Origin of the sequence: Mucilaginibacter paludis DSM 18603, assembly GCF_000166195.2 — a bacterium.
In the GTDB taxonomy this organism is placed as follows: domain Bacteria; phylum Bacteroidota; class Bacteroidia; order Sphingobacteriales; family Sphingobacteriaceae; genus Mucilaginibacter; species Mucilaginibacter paludis.
Genome location: NZ_CM001403.1, coordinates 4,778,334 through 4,799,394, shown reverse-complemented (window position 1 = coordinate 4,799,394; position 21,061 = coordinate 4,778,334). Strand labels below are relative to the sequence as shown.

General features: G+C 42.3%; 14 protein-coding genes. 3 read left to right on the top strand and 11 right to left on the bottom strand.

From position 1 onward, the window contains the following. Positions 1–182: 182 nt before the first annotated feature. On the top strand, positions 183–698 hold the full coding sequence (locus MUCPA_RS20265) for a YdeI/OmpD-associated family protein (RefSeq protein ID WP_217220288.1): 516 nt from the start codon (positions 183–185) through the stop codon (positions 696–698). On the opposite strand, the gene MUCPA_RS20260 is transcribed toward MUCPA_RS20265, so the two are convergent. Then, positions 695–1,402, bottom strand: coding sequence for a hypothetical protein (locus MUCPA_RS20260; protein WP_157543949.1), 708 nt, complete (start codon positions 1,400–1,402; stop codon positions 695–697). The genes MUCPA_RS20265 and MUCPA_RS20260 overlap by 4 nt on opposite strands. A 335-nt stretch (positions 1,403–1,737) precedes the next feature. Between MUCPA_RS20260 and MUCPA_RS20255 the strand changes: the two genes are divergently transcribed. Continuing rightward, a complete protein-coding gene (locus tag MUCPA_RS20255; protein ID WP_040626191.1) occupies positions 1,738–2,817 on the top strand; it encodes a pepsin/retropepsin-like aspartic protease family protein in 1,080 nt (359 codons plus the stop codon). 267 nt (positions 2,818–3,084) lie between these two features. On the opposite strand, the gene MUCPA_RS20250 is transcribed toward MUCPA_RS20255, so the two are convergent. The 6 genes from MUCPA_RS20250 to MUCPA_RS20225 form a co-directional block, all read right to left on the bottom strand. Further along, on the bottom strand, positions 3,085–3,483 hold the full coding sequence (locus MUCPA_RS20250) for a hypothetical protein (protein WP_040626190.1): 399 nt from the start codon (positions 3,481–3,483) through the stop codon (positions 3,085–3,087). Positions 3,484–3,735: 252 nt separating this feature from the next. After that, the gene (locus MUCPA_RS20245; protein WP_040626188.1) at positions 3,736–4,362 is read right to left on the bottom strand and encodes a hypothetical protein; all 627 of its coding nucleotides are present in this window, start codon (positions 4,360–4,362) and stop codon (positions 3,736–3,738) included. A gap of 647 nt (positions 4,363–5,009) precedes the next feature. Further along, a complete protein-coding gene (locus tag MUCPA_RS20240) occupies positions 5,010–5,858 on the bottom strand; it encodes a hypothetical protein (RefSeq protein WP_008508946.1) in 849 nt (282 codons plus the stop codon). Between the two features lie 442 nt (positions 5,859–6,300). Continuing rightward, entirely contained in the window at positions 6,301–8,475 is a 2,175-nt protein-coding gene (locus MUCPA_RS20235) for an OmpA family protein (RefSeq protein WP_008508945.1), read from the bottom strand. 8 nt (positions 8,476–8,483) lie between these two features. Beyond that, a complete protein-coding gene (locus tag MUCPA_RS20230) occupies positions 8,484–9,416 on the bottom strand; it encodes a PorP/SprF family type IX secretion system membrane protein (RefSeq protein WP_008508944.1) in 933 nt (310 codons plus the stop codon). 2 nt (positions 9,417–9,418) lie between these two features. Beyond that, positions 9,419–13,108, bottom strand: coding sequence for a CshA/CshB family fibrillar adhesin-related protein (locus MUCPA_RS20225; protein WP_008508943.1), 3,690 nt, complete (start codon positions 13,106–13,108; stop codon positions 9,419–9,421). Positions 13,109–13,551: 443 nt separating this feature from the next. Between MUCPA_RS20225 and MUCPA_RS20220 the strand changes: the two genes are divergently transcribed. Beyond that, positions 13,552–14,184, top strand: coding sequence for a response regulator (locus tag MUCPA_RS20220; RefSeq protein ID WP_008508942.1), 633 nt, complete (start codon positions 13,552–13,554; stop codon positions 14,182–14,184). A gap of 127 nt (positions 14,185–14,311) precedes the next feature. On the opposite strand, the gene MUCPA_RS20215 is transcribed toward MUCPA_RS20220, so the two are convergent. The 4 genes from MUCPA_RS20215 to MUCPA_RS20200 form a co-directional block, all read right to left on the bottom strand. Continuing rightward, entirely contained in the window at positions 14,312–15,724 is a 1,413-nt protein-coding gene (locus MUCPA_RS20215; protein ID WP_008508941.1) for an efflux transporter outer membrane subunit, read from the bottom strand. 68 nt (positions 15,725–15,792) lie between these two features. Continuing rightward, complete coding sequence (locus MUCPA_RS20210) at positions 15,793–19,008, bottom strand: efflux RND transporter permease subunit (protein WP_008508940.1); 3,216 nt, start codon at positions 19,006–19,008, stop codon at positions 15,793–15,795. Positions 19,009–19,032: 24 nt separating this feature from the next. Continuing rightward, positions 19,033–20,175 (bottom strand): efflux RND transporter periplasmic adaptor subunit, encoded by a 1,143-nt coding sequence (locus tag MUCPA_RS20205; RefSeq protein ID WP_008508939.1) that lies wholly within the window; start codon positions 20,173–20,175, stop codon positions 19,033–19,035. Positions 20,176–20,422: 247 nt separating this feature from the next. Next, positions 20,423–21,025, bottom strand: coding sequence for a TetR/AcrR family transcriptional regulator (locus MUCPA_RS20200; RefSeq protein WP_008508938.1), 603 nt, complete (start codon positions 21,023–21,025; stop codon positions 20,423–20,425). Positions 21,026–21,061: the final 36 nt, after the last annotated feature.

The following is a 21,061-nucleotide window of genomic DNA, read 5'->3' as shown; positions in this document are numbered from 1 at the left end:
GTAGATAAGACGCAGCTAAAAAGATTACGTTACAAAGAATGTGACAAATTTGAAAGAATTAACAAAGCCTTAACACACTTCCACCTTTAGCTTAAATACTTGCAAAGAATGGCTTATTTATTTCATACCGTATTTGCCTTAGGCCTTATATGTTGTAATTTGTATGTATTATTAATTTGAGTATGATGATTGAACTCGATACCATCATTTTAAAGTTTGGCGACCAGGGCGAAAAAACTGGGTGGAGATATATTGATATCCCCTTCGATATTGCCGAACAACTGATGCCCGGGCAAAAAAAATCGTTCAGGGTTAAGGGTATGCTTGATGGTTATCCATTCAGGGGGCTTGCCTTAATGCCCATGGGGGATGGTAATTTTATTATGGCGCTTAAAGCGGATATCCGAAAAGCTATTCATAAAAAAGAAGGCGCGATGTTGCACGTACAAATTGAGGCAGATCATGATTATAAAGTAGAAATTCCGGATGATTTGATGGAATGCTTTGAGGATGATACCGAAGCCTTCGATTTTTTCAACAGTCTCGTCCGCTCTCATCGCGACTATTTTATTAAATGGATAGAAAGCGCTAAAACAGATGCCACAAGGGTTAAACGTATAGTTAATACCGTGAACGCCATGAATCGTAAAATGAGCTACTCCGAAATGATCAGGGCTCTGAAAAAGGAAAACAATTAAAAAGCAGAATAGTATACGGCTTTACGGTAAGCGTGCGGATTACCGAAACCATATTTTAAACCAAGGCTAAAATAGCTATAAAACTTAACTGATGCTCCGGCGGGATTATAGTAACCATCTAAGCCCTCGCCGAAGGCTGTATTAAACGAATAATTGATATCAAACCTAACCTGGGGTTCATCACGCCGGTTAAATATTTTAAACTCGTAACCCATTCTTAGGGGGATAAGCAAATTACTGCTCTTTACGTAGTAGGTAGAGTACGTTATCGAATTATTAATACCAATAAGATTTATATCGGTAATCTTATTGTACAAAATGCCAATGCCTGTGCCGAAATAAACATTTTTTAACCCATTTAAAAACTGGCTGTTTGAAAAATCCATTAACTCTCCCAACTGTACATCGGCATGCAACAGCAAGGCATTGTAACTGTTTAAGTATTGTTTGCTAAAGGTGTCGTTCATCGCATCTCCACCGGATAGCTGCCCTACCTGTCCCTCCATACTAACTGCGGTAAATGGAGTGATATGGTAATTAATATTGAAATTAAAGGCATTACTGCTTGTTAACGTCTCCTCGCCCGCATAAGCTACGGTAACACCATAACCTGCACCTATGCTAAACGGGTGATAAAAACTGGTTTGAGCATAAGCGAGCATACCAGATAGAACATACAGCGTGATCAGTAAATATTTTCTCAAGGTTGAAGAGCCCTATATTTTAATTAAATAAACTTAGCTCCAATCTTTCATACGCTCACATTAACCGGCTACAAATAACTGTATCCGCAATGTTTTCCCAAGTCATGAGCTGATTTCTTTCCAAAGATAATATCAATACCACAAATTTGAGCTGGCCTGTCATAAATAAGTTTCATCCTCTCCCAATTTTGCATTCTTACCTGTCATCAGTAACCCGCAATATTTCAATGTTCTATTTTAAAGATAAAATATTATGCCCGCTACATTGCTCCCACTTGTATTTTTGTTATATACTTGTATACCAGTTAATCGTAAACTTAATTTACTCCGGGAGGATGACTATAAAACATACCAATCAAATTTTGTTATTCTGTTCGCTGCTGTTCATCATCAGCATAGCAACATCGTGTAAAAAAGAAAAACAGCAACCGGCAAGCCTGGTAAAACTCGGTTTATATGAATATGCATCCGGCAGCAACAAAAGAATTTTTATACCTATTACGCAAATTGGTAACAAACCCGTAACCTATTATGGGATATTTGATACCGGCTCCACCGGGATGACAATAGATGCTACGGATATTTTACCCGCTTCGATGATTACCAGTAACGGGATCCAGTTTACGGGAGACTCTGTTAATATTAACGGCATTACGGTTACATCCCAACAAGCTACAATTTCTTATGGCGATTTGCTCAGTAGTACCAAAGAATATGGTTACCTGGCCTACGCCCCCGTAACCCTTGGCGATGCAAACGGCAAAATAACCACCAAGCGCATCCCCTTCTTTTTGTATTACAAAATTATTGACGAAACAGGAAAACAACTGGCGGCACACTCAAGCGATGTTTTTGGAGTGGGGCCGGGAGTAAGCTATGCCAATAAAGCCATCGCAAGTCCGTTAAGTTATTTCGACTTGCGAACGGGCACTACCAACGGCTTTAAACTGGCTACGTTAAACACCAGCGGCTTCAATAGCAACGGCACTTATGTGGCTGATTTATTGACCATAGGCCTTACCGGCGCCGATCTCAGTTCCGCAGGTTTTATTATTCATCCCCTCAGCAATCTTGGCTCTGGTGGTTATTCGCCCAATATTCCGGCTACCATAACCTACAACGGCAAAAGTATTTCGGCACAGGTATTATTCGATACGGGCACTCCTTCTATCACTATTATTGAAGATCGTACGGCTAACGCCCTCGGTAGTTTACCGGCTAATTCGGTGGTTACAGTTACCACCAATAAAGGCTTTACCTATCAATACACTACCAACAGTACCGGCAACTTAACCGCTGTACAAAACCCCAATAATTCCGGTGATACCAGGACGATTTTTAGCCTGGATTTTTTTATCAGCAACGAATATTTAACAGATTATTCCAATCATCAGATAGGGTTGAAGAATAACTGAAGCATGATAGTCAAATTAACATTATCAGGAATGGATGTCAACTTTTTGTAACCGTTTAGCTAAATACTTTTGACAATGTTGTACCATAACCACTATACCCTTAGGTTATTGTAATTCAGGCCTATATTGAACAGGTTGCCGAATGCGTCGGCCAGCTATGTTCGTTATAAGATTCAATAAGCTTACTGTAGTTTGGAAACTACTGGCATAGTCGGTTCGAGTCGGAGATATTCGAACAGCGGAACACTACGGATAACTGGGGGCAATTTAAAGAACAATTCCTTTCAACTTCACGAAAGCGTATTTAGCATTTTTAGATATCTGCAATGTTTTCGGCACAAATACGGTGACTTTATCGGGATGACTTTTAAGCGTATCATTTCGATAAAACACAACTTCAATATTGATAGTTGTGTCGAGCGCAAAATCAGAAACTTGAGCACATTCATTAAAAATATAGATTGTATCAAGGTTTGTTCGTTGTTTACAAACATACAAATCAAAATATTTAGAATTAACGTTACAATCAATCTGAGCCGGATAGGTTTTCAAAATTTGTACGCCAGTATATTCCCGACTCGTATCATAAGATGGCCTTTTCAACATACTAATATTAATAATTCTTGGTGTCATATCAGGCTTATTTTTACAATCTGCTAAAAGCATTATTGTTAGCCTCCTCTGGCGCGAGTATAACGGGCCGCCTGCGCGGGTGGCTACTCGTGACCATGATGATGCCTTTGGTTTACATTACCTCCGGTTCAACCAACAAGGCATCCATTAATCCTGGCACACCATAATATTTCCTTGCACTGCTGTGTACGTAATATTCCAGGCTCTCTACACGCGGGGCACGAGTAGCCTCTACGCTTTGGCCCAACCCGTCATACTCGCGCCAGTTGGGGGTATTGTTGTAGATTAATCAGCAGTTATATGTTTATTACCCGATGTATCGATCTTCATTGTAAAGACTTTTCCGACATCTGATAGCGGTACAGATAAACTATATTGTATTGACAGGATATTATTAGACAGCTTTACATTAGGCGACATTAGTACAGCATATTTCTTTAGTTCATCATCAAGCAACTTTTCAAAGTCTTCCTTTTTAATAAGCCCTTTAAATACCACCCTTGAGTTAATTGTTACTTCCAATGCTGATATAAAGTCATGTGTCTGGAATTTTGAAAGATTATATATTTTAAGATACCGTGCTGGTAAATTTATTTTATTATCATAAGTACAATAATGTCGAAGCTTAACAGTCATTTTATTATCTCTATTTATTAAAAAAGTAGTATCTACTTTAACTGTATCCTTATAGCTTTTACGCACATCATCTAATATACTTGAGATAGAAGGCGTGGGCCCATCATCGCCCTCATCGTGATGAGGATATTGCTTAACTTTTGCTTTTGGGGCGGTGTCTTTAACAACGACCGACCTATTATTAGCCGACTGGCCAGAGCAACTCATTATAAAAACACTAAGTGTAATTACTGAGAACATTGAACTTATTTTAACAATATTTTTTTTAGTCTGCATAACTTAAATAACTAAGGGTGAACTGTTCTTGTATTATCTTGTTGCATTACCGGATTGGGAGGAAGTGGTATATTAGATACTGGTGTAGCTGTGTGGGATTGAGCAGGTGCGGGCTTATCCGGGATAGTATCCCATTTATAATATCCATATACCTTAACATTCTTGGACGGCCCACCATCAGCCACGTTAAAACTATTAGTATTAGGGCCGTTACCACCTCCTCTGGCGCGAGTATGACGGGCCGCCCGTGCGGAATGCCTACTCGTGACCAGGATGCCTTTGGTTTACATTACCTCCGGTTCAACCAACAAGGTATCCATTAATCCTGGCACACCATAATATTTCCTTGCACTGCTGTGTACGTAATATTCCGGGCTCTCTACACGCGGGGCACGAGTAGCCCTTACGCTTTGGCCAAACCCGTCATACTCGCGCCAGTTGGGAGGTTTACAGCCTCCGCTTGCACAGCGACTGTGGTAGGCCTACTACCATCTTTTGTACAACATTTACTTACCTTTATACCAGGCTTGTAATTCACGGCACACCTCGCGCCAGTTGGGTGCATTCGAACAGCGGAACACTACGGATAGCTGGATGGTCAGGCCGCCTTATGCCAAATAACAAATATTTCGATAAACTATCTTTATTTATTGAGGACTAAAGAAAGTCGCCAACGGGATTTCTGTTATCATAGCGAGCTTTCCTTTACGCCCCAGTACATACAAATTACCATTTCTTATTTTTCTAAATTCCGGTGGACTTTCGGCAAATGTCTGTCCAAAAGTGTTTAAATAATCAAGTATTACTTTTTGCTGCAAAATCTTTCCTGTACTATCTGTAGTAAAGAAACCATCTTTCATATTATTACTATCAATTCTGCGCGAATAAAAAACAAATTTATCATTCCACATACCAATAAACTGCGACGTAGCCCAGGGGGATAAAGACGAAGGCGTCATAAAAGGCAGATTGTATTTATTTGGAACCTCTTTAATCTTATCACCAATCAAATCGTATAAATAGTAATGAACTGGAGATTTGCCGTAAGACTCTACAACTATGCCATCCGGCAAAAACCGAAACGAGTTTATATCTTCCTTATCCTTACTTTTATATTTTTTTAAAAGCTGACCATTTGAAGGATTTATAAGAGAAGTGGTATGAGGAATTTCTGAGTTATAAGAGTAAAGTGTGTCTCTCTTAAAAAACAGTTGACTACCTATTGTAATATTTTTACTAAATAAATGTTGGTATACTAATTTACTTCCAGAAAACTTTGCTAAGCAAATGGTAGAACTGCCACCCAAAAAGTAAAAATCGCCCTTATCATCGATTTCAAATCCGTCAATATAATAATCTTTTATTTCATTACCGATTGCGAACGGAACGCCTTTTTGATTGGATAGGGGTATTGAAATTTGTTTTTGCGGGAAATTTTGAGAAAAGGCCGCAAATAATTTGACCCAAATTATTAAAGTTATTACTATATATTTCATGTATCTCATTTTATTATAACTATTGTTTTCTATATACGGTAGGGATGGGTATCTATCGGTGTCTTTCATCAAAATAATAGGTTTCCAAATTATCTGATGCCCCCTCCTCTGGCGCGAGTATGACGGGCCGCCTGCGCGGGTGGCTACTCGTGACCATGATGATGCCTTTGGTTTACATTACCTCCGGTTCAACCAACAAGGTATCCATTAATCCTGGCACACCATAATATTTCCTTGCACTGCTGTGTACGTAATATTCCGGGCTCTCTACACGCGGGGCACGAGTAGCCTTTACGCTTTGGCCCAACCCGTCATACTCGCGCCAGTTGGGGGGGCGTCATACCAGCCCATGTCCTTTATCCTTGACCGGCTTTGGCATGCCTCACAAAATCTTCTTTCGGGCAGTTTATTTTATAACCAAAATATTGAAACTGAAAAACCTCTATTTCTTTTTCAAATTACGTTGCAACCAATCGCAATCCATATCCTGTAGCTCTTTGCCATTCTTTAATAAAACAAATTCGGTGCGGCGGTTTAGCTGGTGGTCGGCTTCGGTGCAGGGTACACCATCTGCGCATTTATTGGCTAACCGGCTTTTGCCGAAGTATTCCATCTGTATCCTGTTCTCGCTTACGCCATGAGCCAGCAAGTAAGCCCTGGCTGATAACGACCGGCGCTGAGATAGGCCAATATTATAATCTATAGAGGCGCGCGTATCACAGTGGCTGGCTACAATAACCTTTAAGCCCGGATAGCTATTCAGTAAATTAATTAAATGGTTCAAAGCGCCCTCGGCATCGGGTCGGATAAATGATTTATCCAGGTCGTAATATATTTTTCCGATTGAGAAGAGCTCGCGAAGCGAATCGCAAAGAATTTTCTTAGGCCCATCAAATTGCTGATCCTGGGCTTTTTTACTAATGCGCAACGTAATGGTTAAGGTAGTATCTGATACAATGCCCTTGGTAGTTACCGTACCTTCGTCGGTGCTGTATCCGTCCTTGGTGGCCGAAAGGCTGTAATCTGTTTCTTTGTTGAGGGATTTGCTGAATCCACCCTGTGCATTCGTTTTTAAGGATATGTTATTTTTTGATCTGATGGCTACGTAGCTATTAGGGATGGGTTGTCCGCTATCGGCATCAACTACCAAACCTTTTAAAGCGAGGTTGAAAGGCTGATAAGTAAACCCGTAAATATCATCGCTACCCCTCCGGTTGGAGCTAAAAAATCCGGAAGCACCGTCCTCACTCCTGATTAAGCCAAAATCATCAACCGAAGAGTTAACGGGTGCGCCCAAGTTAGCCGGCGAATTGATAGGGCGCGGCCCCTTTAGCGTTACCTTAAAAATATCCAACCCACCCAAACCGGGATGGCCGGTAGACGAGAAATACAAAATACTATCCTGATAAAGGGTAGGAAACATCTCGTTACCTTCGGTGTTGATAACAGGGCCCATGTTTTTAGGCCTGCTCCATTCACTTCTCGCGTTGCTACGGATGCAATAGTATAAATCGGTGCCGCCCTGCCCTGGCATATCTGATGAAAATATCAACAATGTACCCAAACTGTTTACCGTTGGGTGCCCTACCGAATATTGATCGTTATTATAAGTAAAAGCCTGAATGTCATTAAAATCCGAACCTTTAGCAATATAGATCTGGAGTTTGTTAATACCATCGTCGCTTTCGGCGTATTTGCCTTTTAAATAATTGTTCCGGGTAAACATCATCGAGCCATCAGGCAACATCGTAGCAGAACCCTCGTGGTATTTGGTATTGATTTTGCCGGGTACGGGCAGCACTTTAACAGTTTTCGAGAGGTAATCGCCAAGGGTATCTTTAAAAGTTTTGATACCGCCCAGCCCTATCATCCTGTTGTCGTTATTGGTGGTGTAAATACCACCTTCATTTTCTTTATCGCCCTTTTTTCCCGAAGCCTTTCGTCCCCTTCGTAAAATATCCATGAGGCTGTCCGGATCAACGGCTTTGATATCCGAAAGATTTTTTACATAGTACAGGTCAGAAAAAGGCGACTGATCCCATTGAAAAATCTTCCTGTTAAAACCCGGCCCCCCTTTACGGTTGCTGGCAAATACAAGCCCTTCCTTATAATACATGGGCGAATATTCTGACGATGCCGTACTAATGTTTGTATAATAAACCTTCCATTCCTCATTTTCCTCAAGTAAAGAGCCGATGTTGGGGTAAAATTTAATAAATGAAGACGCCATCTTGTTCTTATTCACAAGATTGAGATACTTTTCGTACCATAGCTCAGAGCTTTCATACTGTTTTTTATTGGCCAATACTTCGGCGTAGCGCAAGGCCCATTCTGGCCGTACCCTGGTGCCTGTGGTTAGTTTTCCGTACCAAAAAACCGCTTTATCATAATCTTTAACCTGCCTGTAGCTATCGGCCAGCATAGCCTGCGCTTCTTTGTTTTGCGGATTCGCTTTCAGCAAGGTTTCAAATGCCACAATAGCCGGCGCATATTTAAACGAGTTATAGTCACTTTCGCCGGCTTTAAATAAGCTGTTTGTTTTGCTATCATCCTGTGCAAATAATAAAACCCGCGCAAACATCAATAAAGCTAAGGTGAAGTATATTTTTTTTAGCATAACCATTTCTAAAAATAACGTGGAGATAATATTTTTCCCTGTGAGGAGCCGAATTCATAACGAAGCATAATTTCGTGACTGCCGGAGTTATATTGAACAAGCGGCGTAGTACTACGGTCATAGGCATACCCTATCCGGATCTGGTGCGAAACCTGTACTTCTACCATAGCCGAAATATCCGCTTCGGTGCGGTATTGCAATCCCAGCGCTATAACGTCCTTAAGCCATAAGGTGCCGTTAAAATCCGCTTCCAGCGGCGCGCCCTTAACCCCTTTTATTAAAACAGACGGTTTAAGGTTAAGATCCTCGTTGAGGGGAAATACATAACCGCTTGCCAAAAACAAGTGGATGGCCTGGCCTGCAAAAGCGTTATTGCCTTGTACACTTAAATCATTCAGCTTGTTGTTCAATAATTGAGGGGCCGATAGCCCAAGGTAAAATCTATCGGTGTTGTAATAGATACCCGTGCCAAAATTAAGCAGCGTTTTGTTGATATTATTAGCAAAGGCTAAGTCGCCGGAGCCGCCCGAGTTTAAGGTGACCGATGTAAAATCGGCCCGGTACTGGCTGGCACCTCCCTGCAAACCAAAAGCCAGGGTACCTTTATTTAAACGCAGGCGATAGGCATAACTTACAAAACCACCGGTAGTATTGGTGATACCTAACCTATCGTTAAAAACCTGGAAACCCAAGCCTATTTTTTTGGCCTCGATAGGAAAATCAATGGTAAAGGTGGCGGTTTTTGGCGCGCCCTCTATCCCCACCCACTGATCGCGGTACAGGGCCGTGGCCGAGGTAATATCACGGCTGCCGGCATAAGCAGGGTTAATTGCAAGCGTATTAAACATGTATTGCGAATACATGGCGTCTTGCTGAGCCCAAACAGACTTGCCCGTAAACGCTATTAATAATACAATTAATATTAATTTAATACTTTTCATAATTATCTTGTTATGGTAATAAAGCCGGCATATCGGCTGTTGTCGTCAAATTTCAAAATGTAGTAATAGGTACCTACCGGTACATCCGACCCGATATGTAAACCCTCAGTACATTTTCCGTCCCAGTCGTTTTTATAGTCGCCGTTCCGGTATACGCGGTTACCCCAGCGGTTGTATATTTCCAGGTTCATTTTTCGCGATCCGGCGCCTTCAATTACAAACTTATCATTAACGCCATCTCCGTTAGGCGAAAATCCACCCGGAATCAGCTGATCGGCTTTCTCCAATTTAACAGGCGTAGGCGTGTTAGGGCTTACATCGCCCGTTTTGTTTGGATCTGGTTTTACACCATCGGTTGATTGATCTGTTGTAACAATACCAAGTGGTGATGTGGCGCGGCCCACGGCGGTGTTAAAATAAGTAGTATTGCCAATTACCAAAGTCACGTTAACAACAACTTGCAGCTGCTCTACCTGCCCTTTGGCCAATGAGCTTGATGGCTGCAGCATTTCGATATTGGCACTACCATCATAACTGCTGTTTACAACCAGGCTTCCTAATGCTTTGATGCTTTTAACTTTAATATTTTCGCCGCGAAAGGTTTGGGTCAAATCGTCGGTAACGCTCAAACTATTTAAGGCCGAATTACCATAATTACCAACGGTTACTAAATAGGTAACATCGTACGAACCATTTGAAACCCGGTTTGCCGATACTAACGATTTTGCCACACCAATAACGGGTTTATCATTAATGATCACGTTAACGGTGGCTACATTGGATACATTGCCATTTTTATCTTTAACGGTATACAAAAACACATCGGTACCGCTGTAATCAGTTGCCGGGGTATAGAGTACCTTACCTGTAGCAGGATCTACCGATAGGGTACCATGGGCGGGTTGTTGGGTGATGGTAACCGTAGTTGGATCAATGTCAGAGGTACCCGCCACATCGTTCTGCAGGATATCAATGCTTACAGGCGTGTTGGTAGTGGTAATGGCCGAATCGTTTGTAGCGGTTGGCGGTTTATTAATTGCTACCGTTACGGTGATCGGATCGGATACTACCCCATTTTTGGTAATGGTATAAGTATAGGTATCGGTGCCGGTATAACCTGTGGCTGGTGTATAAGTAATGGTACCGTCGGCGTTCACCACAATGGTACCGTGAGCCGGTGGTGTACCCGCGGTTACCGTGGCGCCAACTCCGCTCGGGCCATCATTGCTGGTTACCGTAGTGGTTACCGGCGTATTAACGGGAGTAGTTACAGCATCGTTTACGCCAACCGGCTTAACGGTTAAGGTTACGGTTATCGGGTCGGACACGATACCGTCTGCTGTGGTTAAGGTATAGGTGTAGCTGTCTGTACCTACATAACCGCTTGCGGGCGTATAAGTAACCAAGCCGGTGCTGGCATCGGTAACAGCAACAGTACCATGTGTTGGCCCGGTTACAACGGCTACCGTTGTGCCGGTAGCGCTATTGCCATCATTGGTTTTTACCGGTGTGGCAACCGGTGTATTAATTGGGGTAACATCCTTATCGTTTACGCCAAACGGCTTAACAATGATAGACAGCAATGCCGGGGGGCTCGTAGCGCCGAAGTTATCATTAATTACGTACGATATGGGGGTAGCTTTTCCTGAAAAAGTAGCTGTGGGGGTAAAGGTTACCACTCCCGTAGTGCTATTTACAGTGTAAGTTCCCTGCCCCGGAATAGTTACCGAAGCTTTTTTGGCATTATCCGACGGATCTACCAGTTGTACGGTGGTTTTATTAATGGTACCATCCGGGTCGGTATCATTGGCCGTTACATCAACCGTAACCGGCTGACCGATGATAGTGCTGCCAGTGTCGTTTCCGGCTGCAGGCGTTTGCTCAATTCCGAAATTAACGCCGGTTATGTCCTGGCTTTTTCCTGAAGTGATCACCTGGATCTGTAAATTAGGTGTGCCTGCTTCTATACCTGTATTGGCTGCGTTATTGATGCCGTAGGTTTCGCCTGACGGCGCCCAGCCTGATGGCAGGTTAGCCGTTGTAACCGCACTAAGCGTGCCGCCAATGGCAACGTTGTTAACCGAAATAGCCAGCGTATAAGTACCATTGTTGTTGTTTGGCAACACATAAGTACCATCGGCTGCTACAGCTACTTTATTAACAATGGTATTGGTGTTATCTACCAGGTACGCGTATAAAGGCTGTGAGGAAACCGATTGTAAAGGCGTGCCGGAAATCCCTCCAACCGCGCCATCGCTATCATGGAAAACAGAACCCGAAATACTGAGGCCTAAAATATCTTTCAATTTATAATCTTCAGTTTCGCCATCACTGGCAAAGCCCGTACTTCTTTCATCAATAGTTGTAGACGGATCGTCGGCTAAAGTAGCGGTAGTGATGCGGAAGCGGGCATATAAGGGCCCCGACTTTATTTTGTTGATAAACGAAGCATTGGTATACAACAACGTAACCGTTTGCGTAGAAGCAGCCGGAACGGTAGCCGTCATTAACTCATCCGGCGAAAAAAATCCGTCGCGGTTAAAATCCAGCCAACCGTATATAGTTGCCGGCACACTTTTGGTATTAGTAACCGGGAAAGATATCACAACATCGTTTTGCTGGTTTACCTTAATATCCGGCAAAGCAGAAGGAGTTATGCTGCTCTCATCATTGGCTCCCGACAAATCGTCACCAGTAGCAGCAGTTCCAAATATCCCGTTACCATCGGGGTCAACATTATTACTTCCAATAAATACAGTGGGTTTTGGCGAAAGTGGGGTTGTAGTGCTATTGATAACGGCATAGGTACCGTCTGACGGAAAGTTATCTACTATTACAAACTTATCAATGTAATTTCCGGCTATACCATAACTTGTTGGTGCATCGCCCAAATCAAACGGCAAAACAAAACCCACAGCCAGGGCTGTAACCCCTGTACCCTTCATGGATACGTTTTTTAATTCGCGGGCACCGTGTGCAAACATAACCGCCTGTACCCCAAAATTGCCAGGGGCCAAATCAACATACAACTTAAATGCAGTTCCCGAATTTGATATATCCATTTTATAATGGTCATCACCGGCATTTCCGGCCCTCCTTTTGTTTAACAACTGCCATTTAATAGCATTAGGAGCTGTGCCGGATATATATTCGCTGGGTCCTGCACCGCTGGTAGGGCCTGAATCTATTGATTCGGCATCGGCAATCACCATACCCGGGTAAACCACATCCGTATATACGCCGTTAATGTTGATGGCTACCTTTACATCAATATCAAAAGTTACCGTACCACCGTTGGTTGTAGCCATCCCGCAATTTGGCACGCCTAAGGAGCCGCCAAATTCGGGCAAATTATTGCTTGAATACATAATATTCAAACCATCCCTCGCATATAAACCGGGGGTGTAAGCAATCATAGCCGGGTTAGGCCCCGAGAGGGTTTCGTTGCTGATTATTGCAGTGATGCGCACCGTTGGCGAAAACTGCCATACGTAGGTACCATTGATAATATGAGTGGCATCGGCACCAGCGGGGGCGCTTAACATCTTGGCAGGATCCCAGGTTAGCCAATAAACAGCTTTTGCCAGGCTATCGGCTGTACCCCCTATCGCGTATTGCGCAGAGGCCCGTGTAAAAACTCCGCTTAAAACAACAAATAATAAAATTATTTTGAATAGGTAATTTTTAGTCATAGTGTCTTTTATTTCAATCTATACAGCGCTCAAACTTAATATATAAGTATGTCGGAAACATTTTCAATATTTAATTACAGGTATAAAATCATTTCACATTCCGCAATAAGGTCAACGTTAAAGCATTTGTAAAATGAGTGAATTATTATTGTTAATACAATTACTAAAATGAGTAATAAAACACACCATTATACGGCAGATATCCCCTATGGGTTTAAAAACATCACCTTAAAAGACATACCTTAACTTAATGGCTAATTTATTAAATTACTATTTAAATAGACCAACAATACACATTAATAATCTATTCGAGTGATCGTCAAAAATGAATTTCAACAATTAATTCGCATCTTAGCAAACCAACAGAAATTCTGATTAATAGCTTACATTTAAACTATTTTTAGGCAGGATGGAAAATTGTTTTTTATAGATAGAGAGATGCAATGAAGGAAATTGGTTTAATTGAGGATAACAAAACCATACGCGACCTTTACTCCAGATACTTTAAAAGAACACAATCGTTTGATGTGGTATTTTCTGTTTCTGATATCGCGGATGCGATATCATTTAAAAAAAACCAGCCCCGGATTATCCTTTTAGATGTTAACCTGCCTTCAGGTTCAGGAATTGACGGCATCAAACTATTAGCAGATCATTTTCCTCAGAGCAAGATCGTTATCCTGTCGGCTATGGAAGATAGCAAATTAACAACACTCGCGGTACAAAATGGTGCGGTAGGGTATTTATTAAAAACCAGTAGCATGGCCTATATATGCGAGTCGCTGCTTCAGATAGATAACGGGGGAATGTCATTTTCGCCAGCCACCATCAGTCATTTAATCCAACCAAAAGAAGTTGTTGAACAGCAGATAACCGAGCTTACCAAAAGAGAGTTGGAACTGGTTGAATTATTAAGTGGCGGATTTGCCAATAAAATTGCGGCCGATAAATTAAATGTTACTTATTTTACCATTAACCAACATCTGAAAAATATATACAAAAAGCTGAACATCAACTCGAAACCAGAGTTAATATCATGGTTTCTGAACAGAAAAAACAGACCGTCATCCAAGTAAAACCATCCGGATCTCCGGCCTGGCGTAATTAGGTCAACAAAAAAAGGTCTTTCCCAAACCACCTTTCTTTCGAAATGCAGGCTTGAAAAAGACCATCATCAGATCAAATGATCTGAGCGCCGAAATATTATTGCCATCCGCCGCCTAAGGACCTGTATAACTCGGATACGGCGCTAAGCTCGTCTCTTTTGATAGATACCAGGTCAAGCTCGCTTTGCAATATATTGCTTTGGGCAGTAATTACTTCCAGGTAATTGGCCATGCCATTTTTAAACAGCATATTGGCATTGGTATTGGCTTGTTGCAAGGTATTTACGCGGTTAGCAGCTATATCCTGCTGTGTTTTTAGCTTTTCAATTTTAACTAAAGCATCGGATACTTCACCAACGGCATTTAGTACCGACTGCCTGAACTGGATAATGGTTTTCTCCCTTTCCACTTGAGCTACCCGGTATTGGGTGTTCAATTCTTTATGCTGAACTAAGGGCTGTACCACACTACCCGCAACTATACCAAACAAAGATGCCGGGATATTGAACCAGTTACTGGCCTGGAATGAATTAACGCCACCACTTGCAGTAATCCGCAAGGCCGGGTACATAGCTGCTTTGTTAATGCCAACGTTTGCATTAGCTATAATTAAAGCAAGCTCATAATTTTTGACATCGGGCCTGCGGCTTACCAGGGCCGAGGGTATGCCTGCGGATAAGTTATTAGGTATAGCGATTTGATCCAGGATAGAATTGCGTTCAATTTTACCTGGCAATTCGCCGGTTAAAATACGTAAGGCGTTCTCCTGGATGCTGATGTTCTGCTCAAAAGCAGGGATAAGTTTAGCCGCTGCCATTTGCTGGGCCTGGGCCTGTTCAATAGCAAGCGAGGTAACCTGACCGGCATCATATTGCAACCTGATAATGCGCAGGGTGCTATCATTCAACAATACATTTTTTTGCGCTATGGCCAACTGTGCATCCAGCATTAACAGGTTATAATAACCTTGCGACACACTGGCAACAAGCGTTGTTTGTACAGCTTTACGGGCTTCAACGGTTTGCAGGTAAGCAGCCAGCGCACTTTTTTGCTGATTACGGATCTTGCCCCAGATGTCGGCCTCCCATGACAGCGATAAATTGGCTGAATAATCCTCAATGTGTTTTGTACCTAAATTGTATTGGCTTAAACTCAAGCCGGTTAAACTATTGTCCGACGGACGGCTTGTGCTACCGGTAACATTCAGTGCAACTACCGGCACATAGTTCCATTTAACCTGCTTAAATAAAAGTTGAGATGCCTCGATATTTTTAACGGCAATCTGCATATCATAATTTTTCGCGATAGCACTGTCAATCAGTTTCTGAAGTGTGGCATCGGTAAAAAAGCTTTTCCATGCTACATCTGCTACGCTGCTGGTATCGCTTGTCACAGCCGCATTCCTGAAATGTTCAGGTAGTTGCGCCTGGGGTGTTTGGATATCTTTTGAAACTTTACAGGCGCTCAGAAAAAGAACTATCAAAGCCAGCCTGTTTACGTAATTTTTCATTTTGATTTATATTTTAGAAATACTGATCCTGCCTTGCAGCAGGATCGGTATCCGTATCGTTGATTTAATTAAGCGGAATATTCGTTTTCGGCTACCTTGACAGGACTTCCGTCATGATGCTCATGTGATTTACCGTTTAGCAATACAGGCACAGGGATTCCGGTTATGCGCTCCTGTAGGCCCTGGAAAATCACAAACAATACTGGGATAATAAATAAACCCAATACCACACCTGATACCATACCGCCTGCTGCTCCAATACTGATGGAGTGGTTACCTTGTGCTGATGGCCCGGTGGCAATACTCATGGGGAATAAACCGAAAACAAAAGCCAGCGATGTCATGATAATTGGGCGCAAACGTAATTTGGCAGCCTCAATAGCCGCGGCCACCAATGGTTGGCCGGCTTTACGCCGCTGCACGGCAAACTCCACAATCAGGATGGCATTTTTAGCCAGCAAACCGATGAGCATAATTAGGGCTACTTGTACATAAATGTTATTTTCTATACCGGTTAAACCCAATACTGCAAACACACCAAATAAACCTGTAGGTATGGAAAGTATTACAGCCAATGGCAGGATGTAACTTTCATACTGTGCCGACAATAAGAAATATACAAATATCAAACAAAGCATAAATATGACAGCTGACTGGCCACCCGAGGAAATCTCCTCGCGTGTTTGGCCGGCAAACTCATAGGCAAACCCCACAGGCAATTGCTCTTTCGCTGTTTCTTCTATCGCCTTAATGGCATCACCAGAGCTATAACCAGGTTTTGGGATAGCATTTACCTCAATAGAGTTAAACAAGTTATAACGCGAAGCGGTTTCTGAACCATAAACACGGGTTAACTTAACCAGGGTATTCACCGGTACGTTCTCGCCTGATTTGTTTTTAACAAACACCCTGTCAATTGTTGAAGGGTCTGTCCTGTCGGCAATATCAGCCTGAACAACTACACGATAGTATTTACCAAAGCGGTTAAAATCCGAGGCCTGGGCAGTACCAAAGTAAGCCTGCATTGTAGATAGAATATCTTTCACACTTACGCCCAACTGGTTAGCCTTTTCATCATCAACTTCTAATTGTAACTGAGGATAATCTGCCTTATAAGAAGTAAAGGCATAGGCAATTGCCGGTTTCTGCATCAGCTTGGCAATAAAGTTATTGGCCACACCGCTAAATTTATCGAGCCTGCCGTTGGTTTTATCCTGCAACATCACATCCAGAGCTTCTACGTTGCTAAAGCCGGGAACTGTTGGAAAACTAAATACAAAGAAAGTACCGCCCGGTATGGCTCCTAATTTCCCTCTAACTATATTTTGTATAGCATCTATATTTTTAACCTCGCCCCGCTCTTCGGTAGGTTTCAATAGCAGGAAGATTACACCGGCTGATGGGCTGCTGGATTGTGTAAGAAAGTTAAAGCCAGACAGCGCGGTAACAAATCGAGCTGATGGCAACGTTTTCAACTGATCTTCGGCCAGCTTAAAGGTTTTGTTAGTTCCGGCCAACGATGTACCTGATGGCGTACTAACAGCTATAGCCACAAAACCCTGATCCTCGGTAGGAATAAAACCTGTTTTGGTTCTGCTTACCATGTAAACCGTTACAACAATGATTAAAGCGAGGCCAGCCATACTGATCCATTTGTTACGGACAAGTACTTTCAAACCTCCAACATAACGGTTAGTCATGTAGTTGAACCCACCATTAAAGCCCGCGTAAAATTTCTCTACAAAACTTTGCTTAGGCGCCTCGTGCCCATGTTCGGTATGTTTATTTTTTAAAAATAAAGCGGCCAGAGCTGGACTTAAAGTTAACGCGTTAACAGCCGAAATAATAATGGCTATGGCCATGGTTAGCGCAAACTGTCTGTAAAATATGCCTGTTGAACCGGTCATGAAACTCACCGGTAAAAACACCGCCGCCATAACCAGCGTAATAGAAATGATGGCTCCCGTAATCTCGTGCATGGCCTGGGTAGTAGCTGCTTTAGGGCTTAGGCCCGGATTATGCTCCATTTTGGCATGAACCGCCTCTACAACTACAATGGCATCATCTACCACAATACCTATAGCCAATACCAATGCAAACAACGTTAAAAGGTTAACCGAGAAACCAAACAGGTTCATGAAGAAGAATGTACCTATAATAGCCACCGGAACGGCGATAGCGGGGATAAGGGTAGACCTGAAATCTTGCAGAAATATAAATACAACTATAAATACCAGTATAAAGGCCTCTACCAGTGTATGCTCCACCTGGTTGATTGACTCGTCGAGGTCGGTTTTTGTACGATAGAACTGATTGTATTTGATACCGACAGGAAAATCCTTCGATGCTTTTTCCATCAGCTTATCAATAGCGATCTGGATTTCATTGGCGTTTGAACCCGACAACTGTATGATACCGATAATGATACCATCGTGGCCGTTCAGGTTACTTACGCTGTTATAAGAATAAGCACCCAACTCTACACGGGCTACATCCTTTAAATGCAATACAGAACCGTCGGCGTTAGCACGGATAGCTATATTCTGATATTCTTCGGGTTTGGTAAGCTTACCTTTGTATTTAATTACATATTCAAATGCTTCGTTACTGCGCTCGCCAAATTTACCTGGCGCAGCCTCCAGGTTTTTGTCCTGAATAGCCGCCATTACTTCGGCAGGGGTTACTTTATGAGCTGCCATTTGGCCCGGATTAAGCCAAACACGCATGGAGTAATCTTTAATACCGCCAAATATACTGGCAGAACCTACACCCGGAATACGTTTAATTTCGGGAATGATATTGATCTGCGCATAGTTGGCCACAAAAGTTTGATCGTACTTTTTAGGATCCTCAGAGTAGAGCGCCATGGCACCAATAAAGCTGTTTTGCTGTTTGGTGGTAGTTATACCATATTGTAACACCTCAGCAGGCAATTGGCTCGAAGCCTGAGACACACGATTTTGAACGTTTACCGCTGCCTGATCGGGGTTGGTACCCTGTTTAAAGTAAACGGTGATGGCTAAAGTACCGTCATTACTGGCGGTAGATGTCATATAGGTCATATTTTCCACCCCGTTAATCGCTTCTTCCAACGAAGGCGTAACGGAACGTAAAATAGTCTCGGCATTGGCGCCTGGATAAACTGCAGATACCAACACTGCCGGAGGGGCAATATCAGGGAAGCGCTCTAAGGGTAATTTTGTTAAACCAAGTATACCAACTATCACCAGTAATATGGAGATAACAGTTGAGAGTACCGGTCTTTCTATAAATTTCTGAAACATGACTTTAAAGTTTAAGTGTATGTATTATTTTTTTACCACAGCGGCTACCTTATCGGCTGCTTTTTGAGGCTGGATCACCATACCTTCTTGTAGTTTATCTATGCCCTCTAACACAATCTGGTCGCCTGCCTTAATCCCCTCGTTATCCTTAACAAGGTAGTGGCCGTGTGTTTTACCAACAATGTATATGGGCTGCTTTTTAACTTTGCTGCTGTCGCCAACCGTAAACACAAATATTTTATCCTGCATTTCAATAGTTGCCGATTCAGGCACGATCAAGGCATCGCGGTGGTTAAGGCTCAACCTGATTTTGCCTGTATTGCCCGAGCGTAATAAGCCTTGAGTATTAGGGAAAGTCGCCCTTAAAGTAATGGCACCTGTATTTTTATCAAACTGACCGTCAATCATATCAATCTTACCTTGTTTGGCATATTGGCTATTATCGGCAAGCAAAAGCCCCACTGCGGGCAGGTGTTTTAGTTTATCTGTTAACGTTTCGCCTGGATATTGCTCTTTAAAGCTCACAAAATCCTTTTCGGCTAACGAGAAGTAAACGTGAACCGTATGAACGTCAGACAACAAGGTAAGCGCTTCAATATCTGCTGGGGTAACTAAACTTCCTTGTTTTTTTACCAGTCGGCCTATATAGCCGCTTACCGGCGCTTTAATGGTAGTATATCCCACATTGATCTGGGCGGTTGCAACATTGGCCTTAGCCTGCTCTATATTGGCTTTGGCAATTTGGTAAGCAGCCCTGGCTGTTTTTAACTGATACTCAGATACCACTTTGTTTTGCACCAGCGGCGTTAATTTTTGAATTTCAAGTTGCGAATTGATCAGTGCGCTTTCGGCAGCATGTTGCCCGGCCAAGGCGTTGTTCAATTGTGCGCGGTAAGGCTGATCGTTAATTTTAAACAGCGCCTCTCCGGCGTTAACGTAAGCACCTTCGTCAACAAACACCTTATCTAAAGAGCCGCTCACCTGCGGACGGATCTCCACATTGATGGCACCTTCAATAGAAGCCGGATATTCCTGGTAAGTAGTATCATTCCCGGCTAAAACGGTAGCTACCGGCAACGAAGGTGGTGGAGGTGCGGTTTGAGTTTGTGGTTTTGTTGAGCAACTGTATAGTGATAGTGCGATAACCGCTAAAAAGATAGTTTTCATAATAATTAATTTTGAATGATGATAGGATAATTGCCTTGCAGGCTGCTGAACTATTGTTGTGTTGTTGATTATTTACGCTAACGAAAAAGGTTTGAAGACTCAATTAACGGCGTTAAATTATTTAACATCGTTATTAAAATTCCATAAAGTTTGACTGTAATTTGCATGATATTAAAGATTGGTTTTAAAAACTTTTAGCTTAACGCTGTTAAATGTTTTAACGATGTTTTTATTTTGTTAAAAAAAGTTAGTCCTGCATGGACCGGATGATCCCGCCTATGGCATCCTTCAACACCTGGCGATTGATCTCTTCAGAATAACCTCCGTTTAAAATATTAATGGAAATTAACCCGTGTACAATAGACCAGAAAGTGTAATATTTGGTACATACAGCATCGGCATCCGGATTTTCGATATTCATCAACTCGAGTATCACCTCACTGAATAAAGTTGACGGCAATTTCGATTCCGGAAGATTTTTGACCAGGTCGCAACAACAATTCATTTGTACGCCAAACATCACCTGGTATAGTTCTTTATTAGCAAAAGCAAAATTCCAGTAGGCGAGCCACATGGCTTCCAACTGTTTAGCCGGTAAACGATGTTTGCTTTTTGCCTCTTGCAAATCCTTTGATAAAATCAAATATCCTTTGCGTGTAAGCTCCAGCAATATCGCGTCTTTGTTAGCAAAATATTCGTATATAATAGGCGCAGTATACTCAATCACATCTGCAATTTTCCGCATACTTAAAGCTTGCCATCCCTCTTCCTTAACAATTTGAAGTGAAGCATCCAGGATATTAACCCGTGTTTCATCTTTCAAACGTTGTATCCTGTCTTTACTTGCCATTTCACTTATTCACGATATTAAATCATTTAACACCGT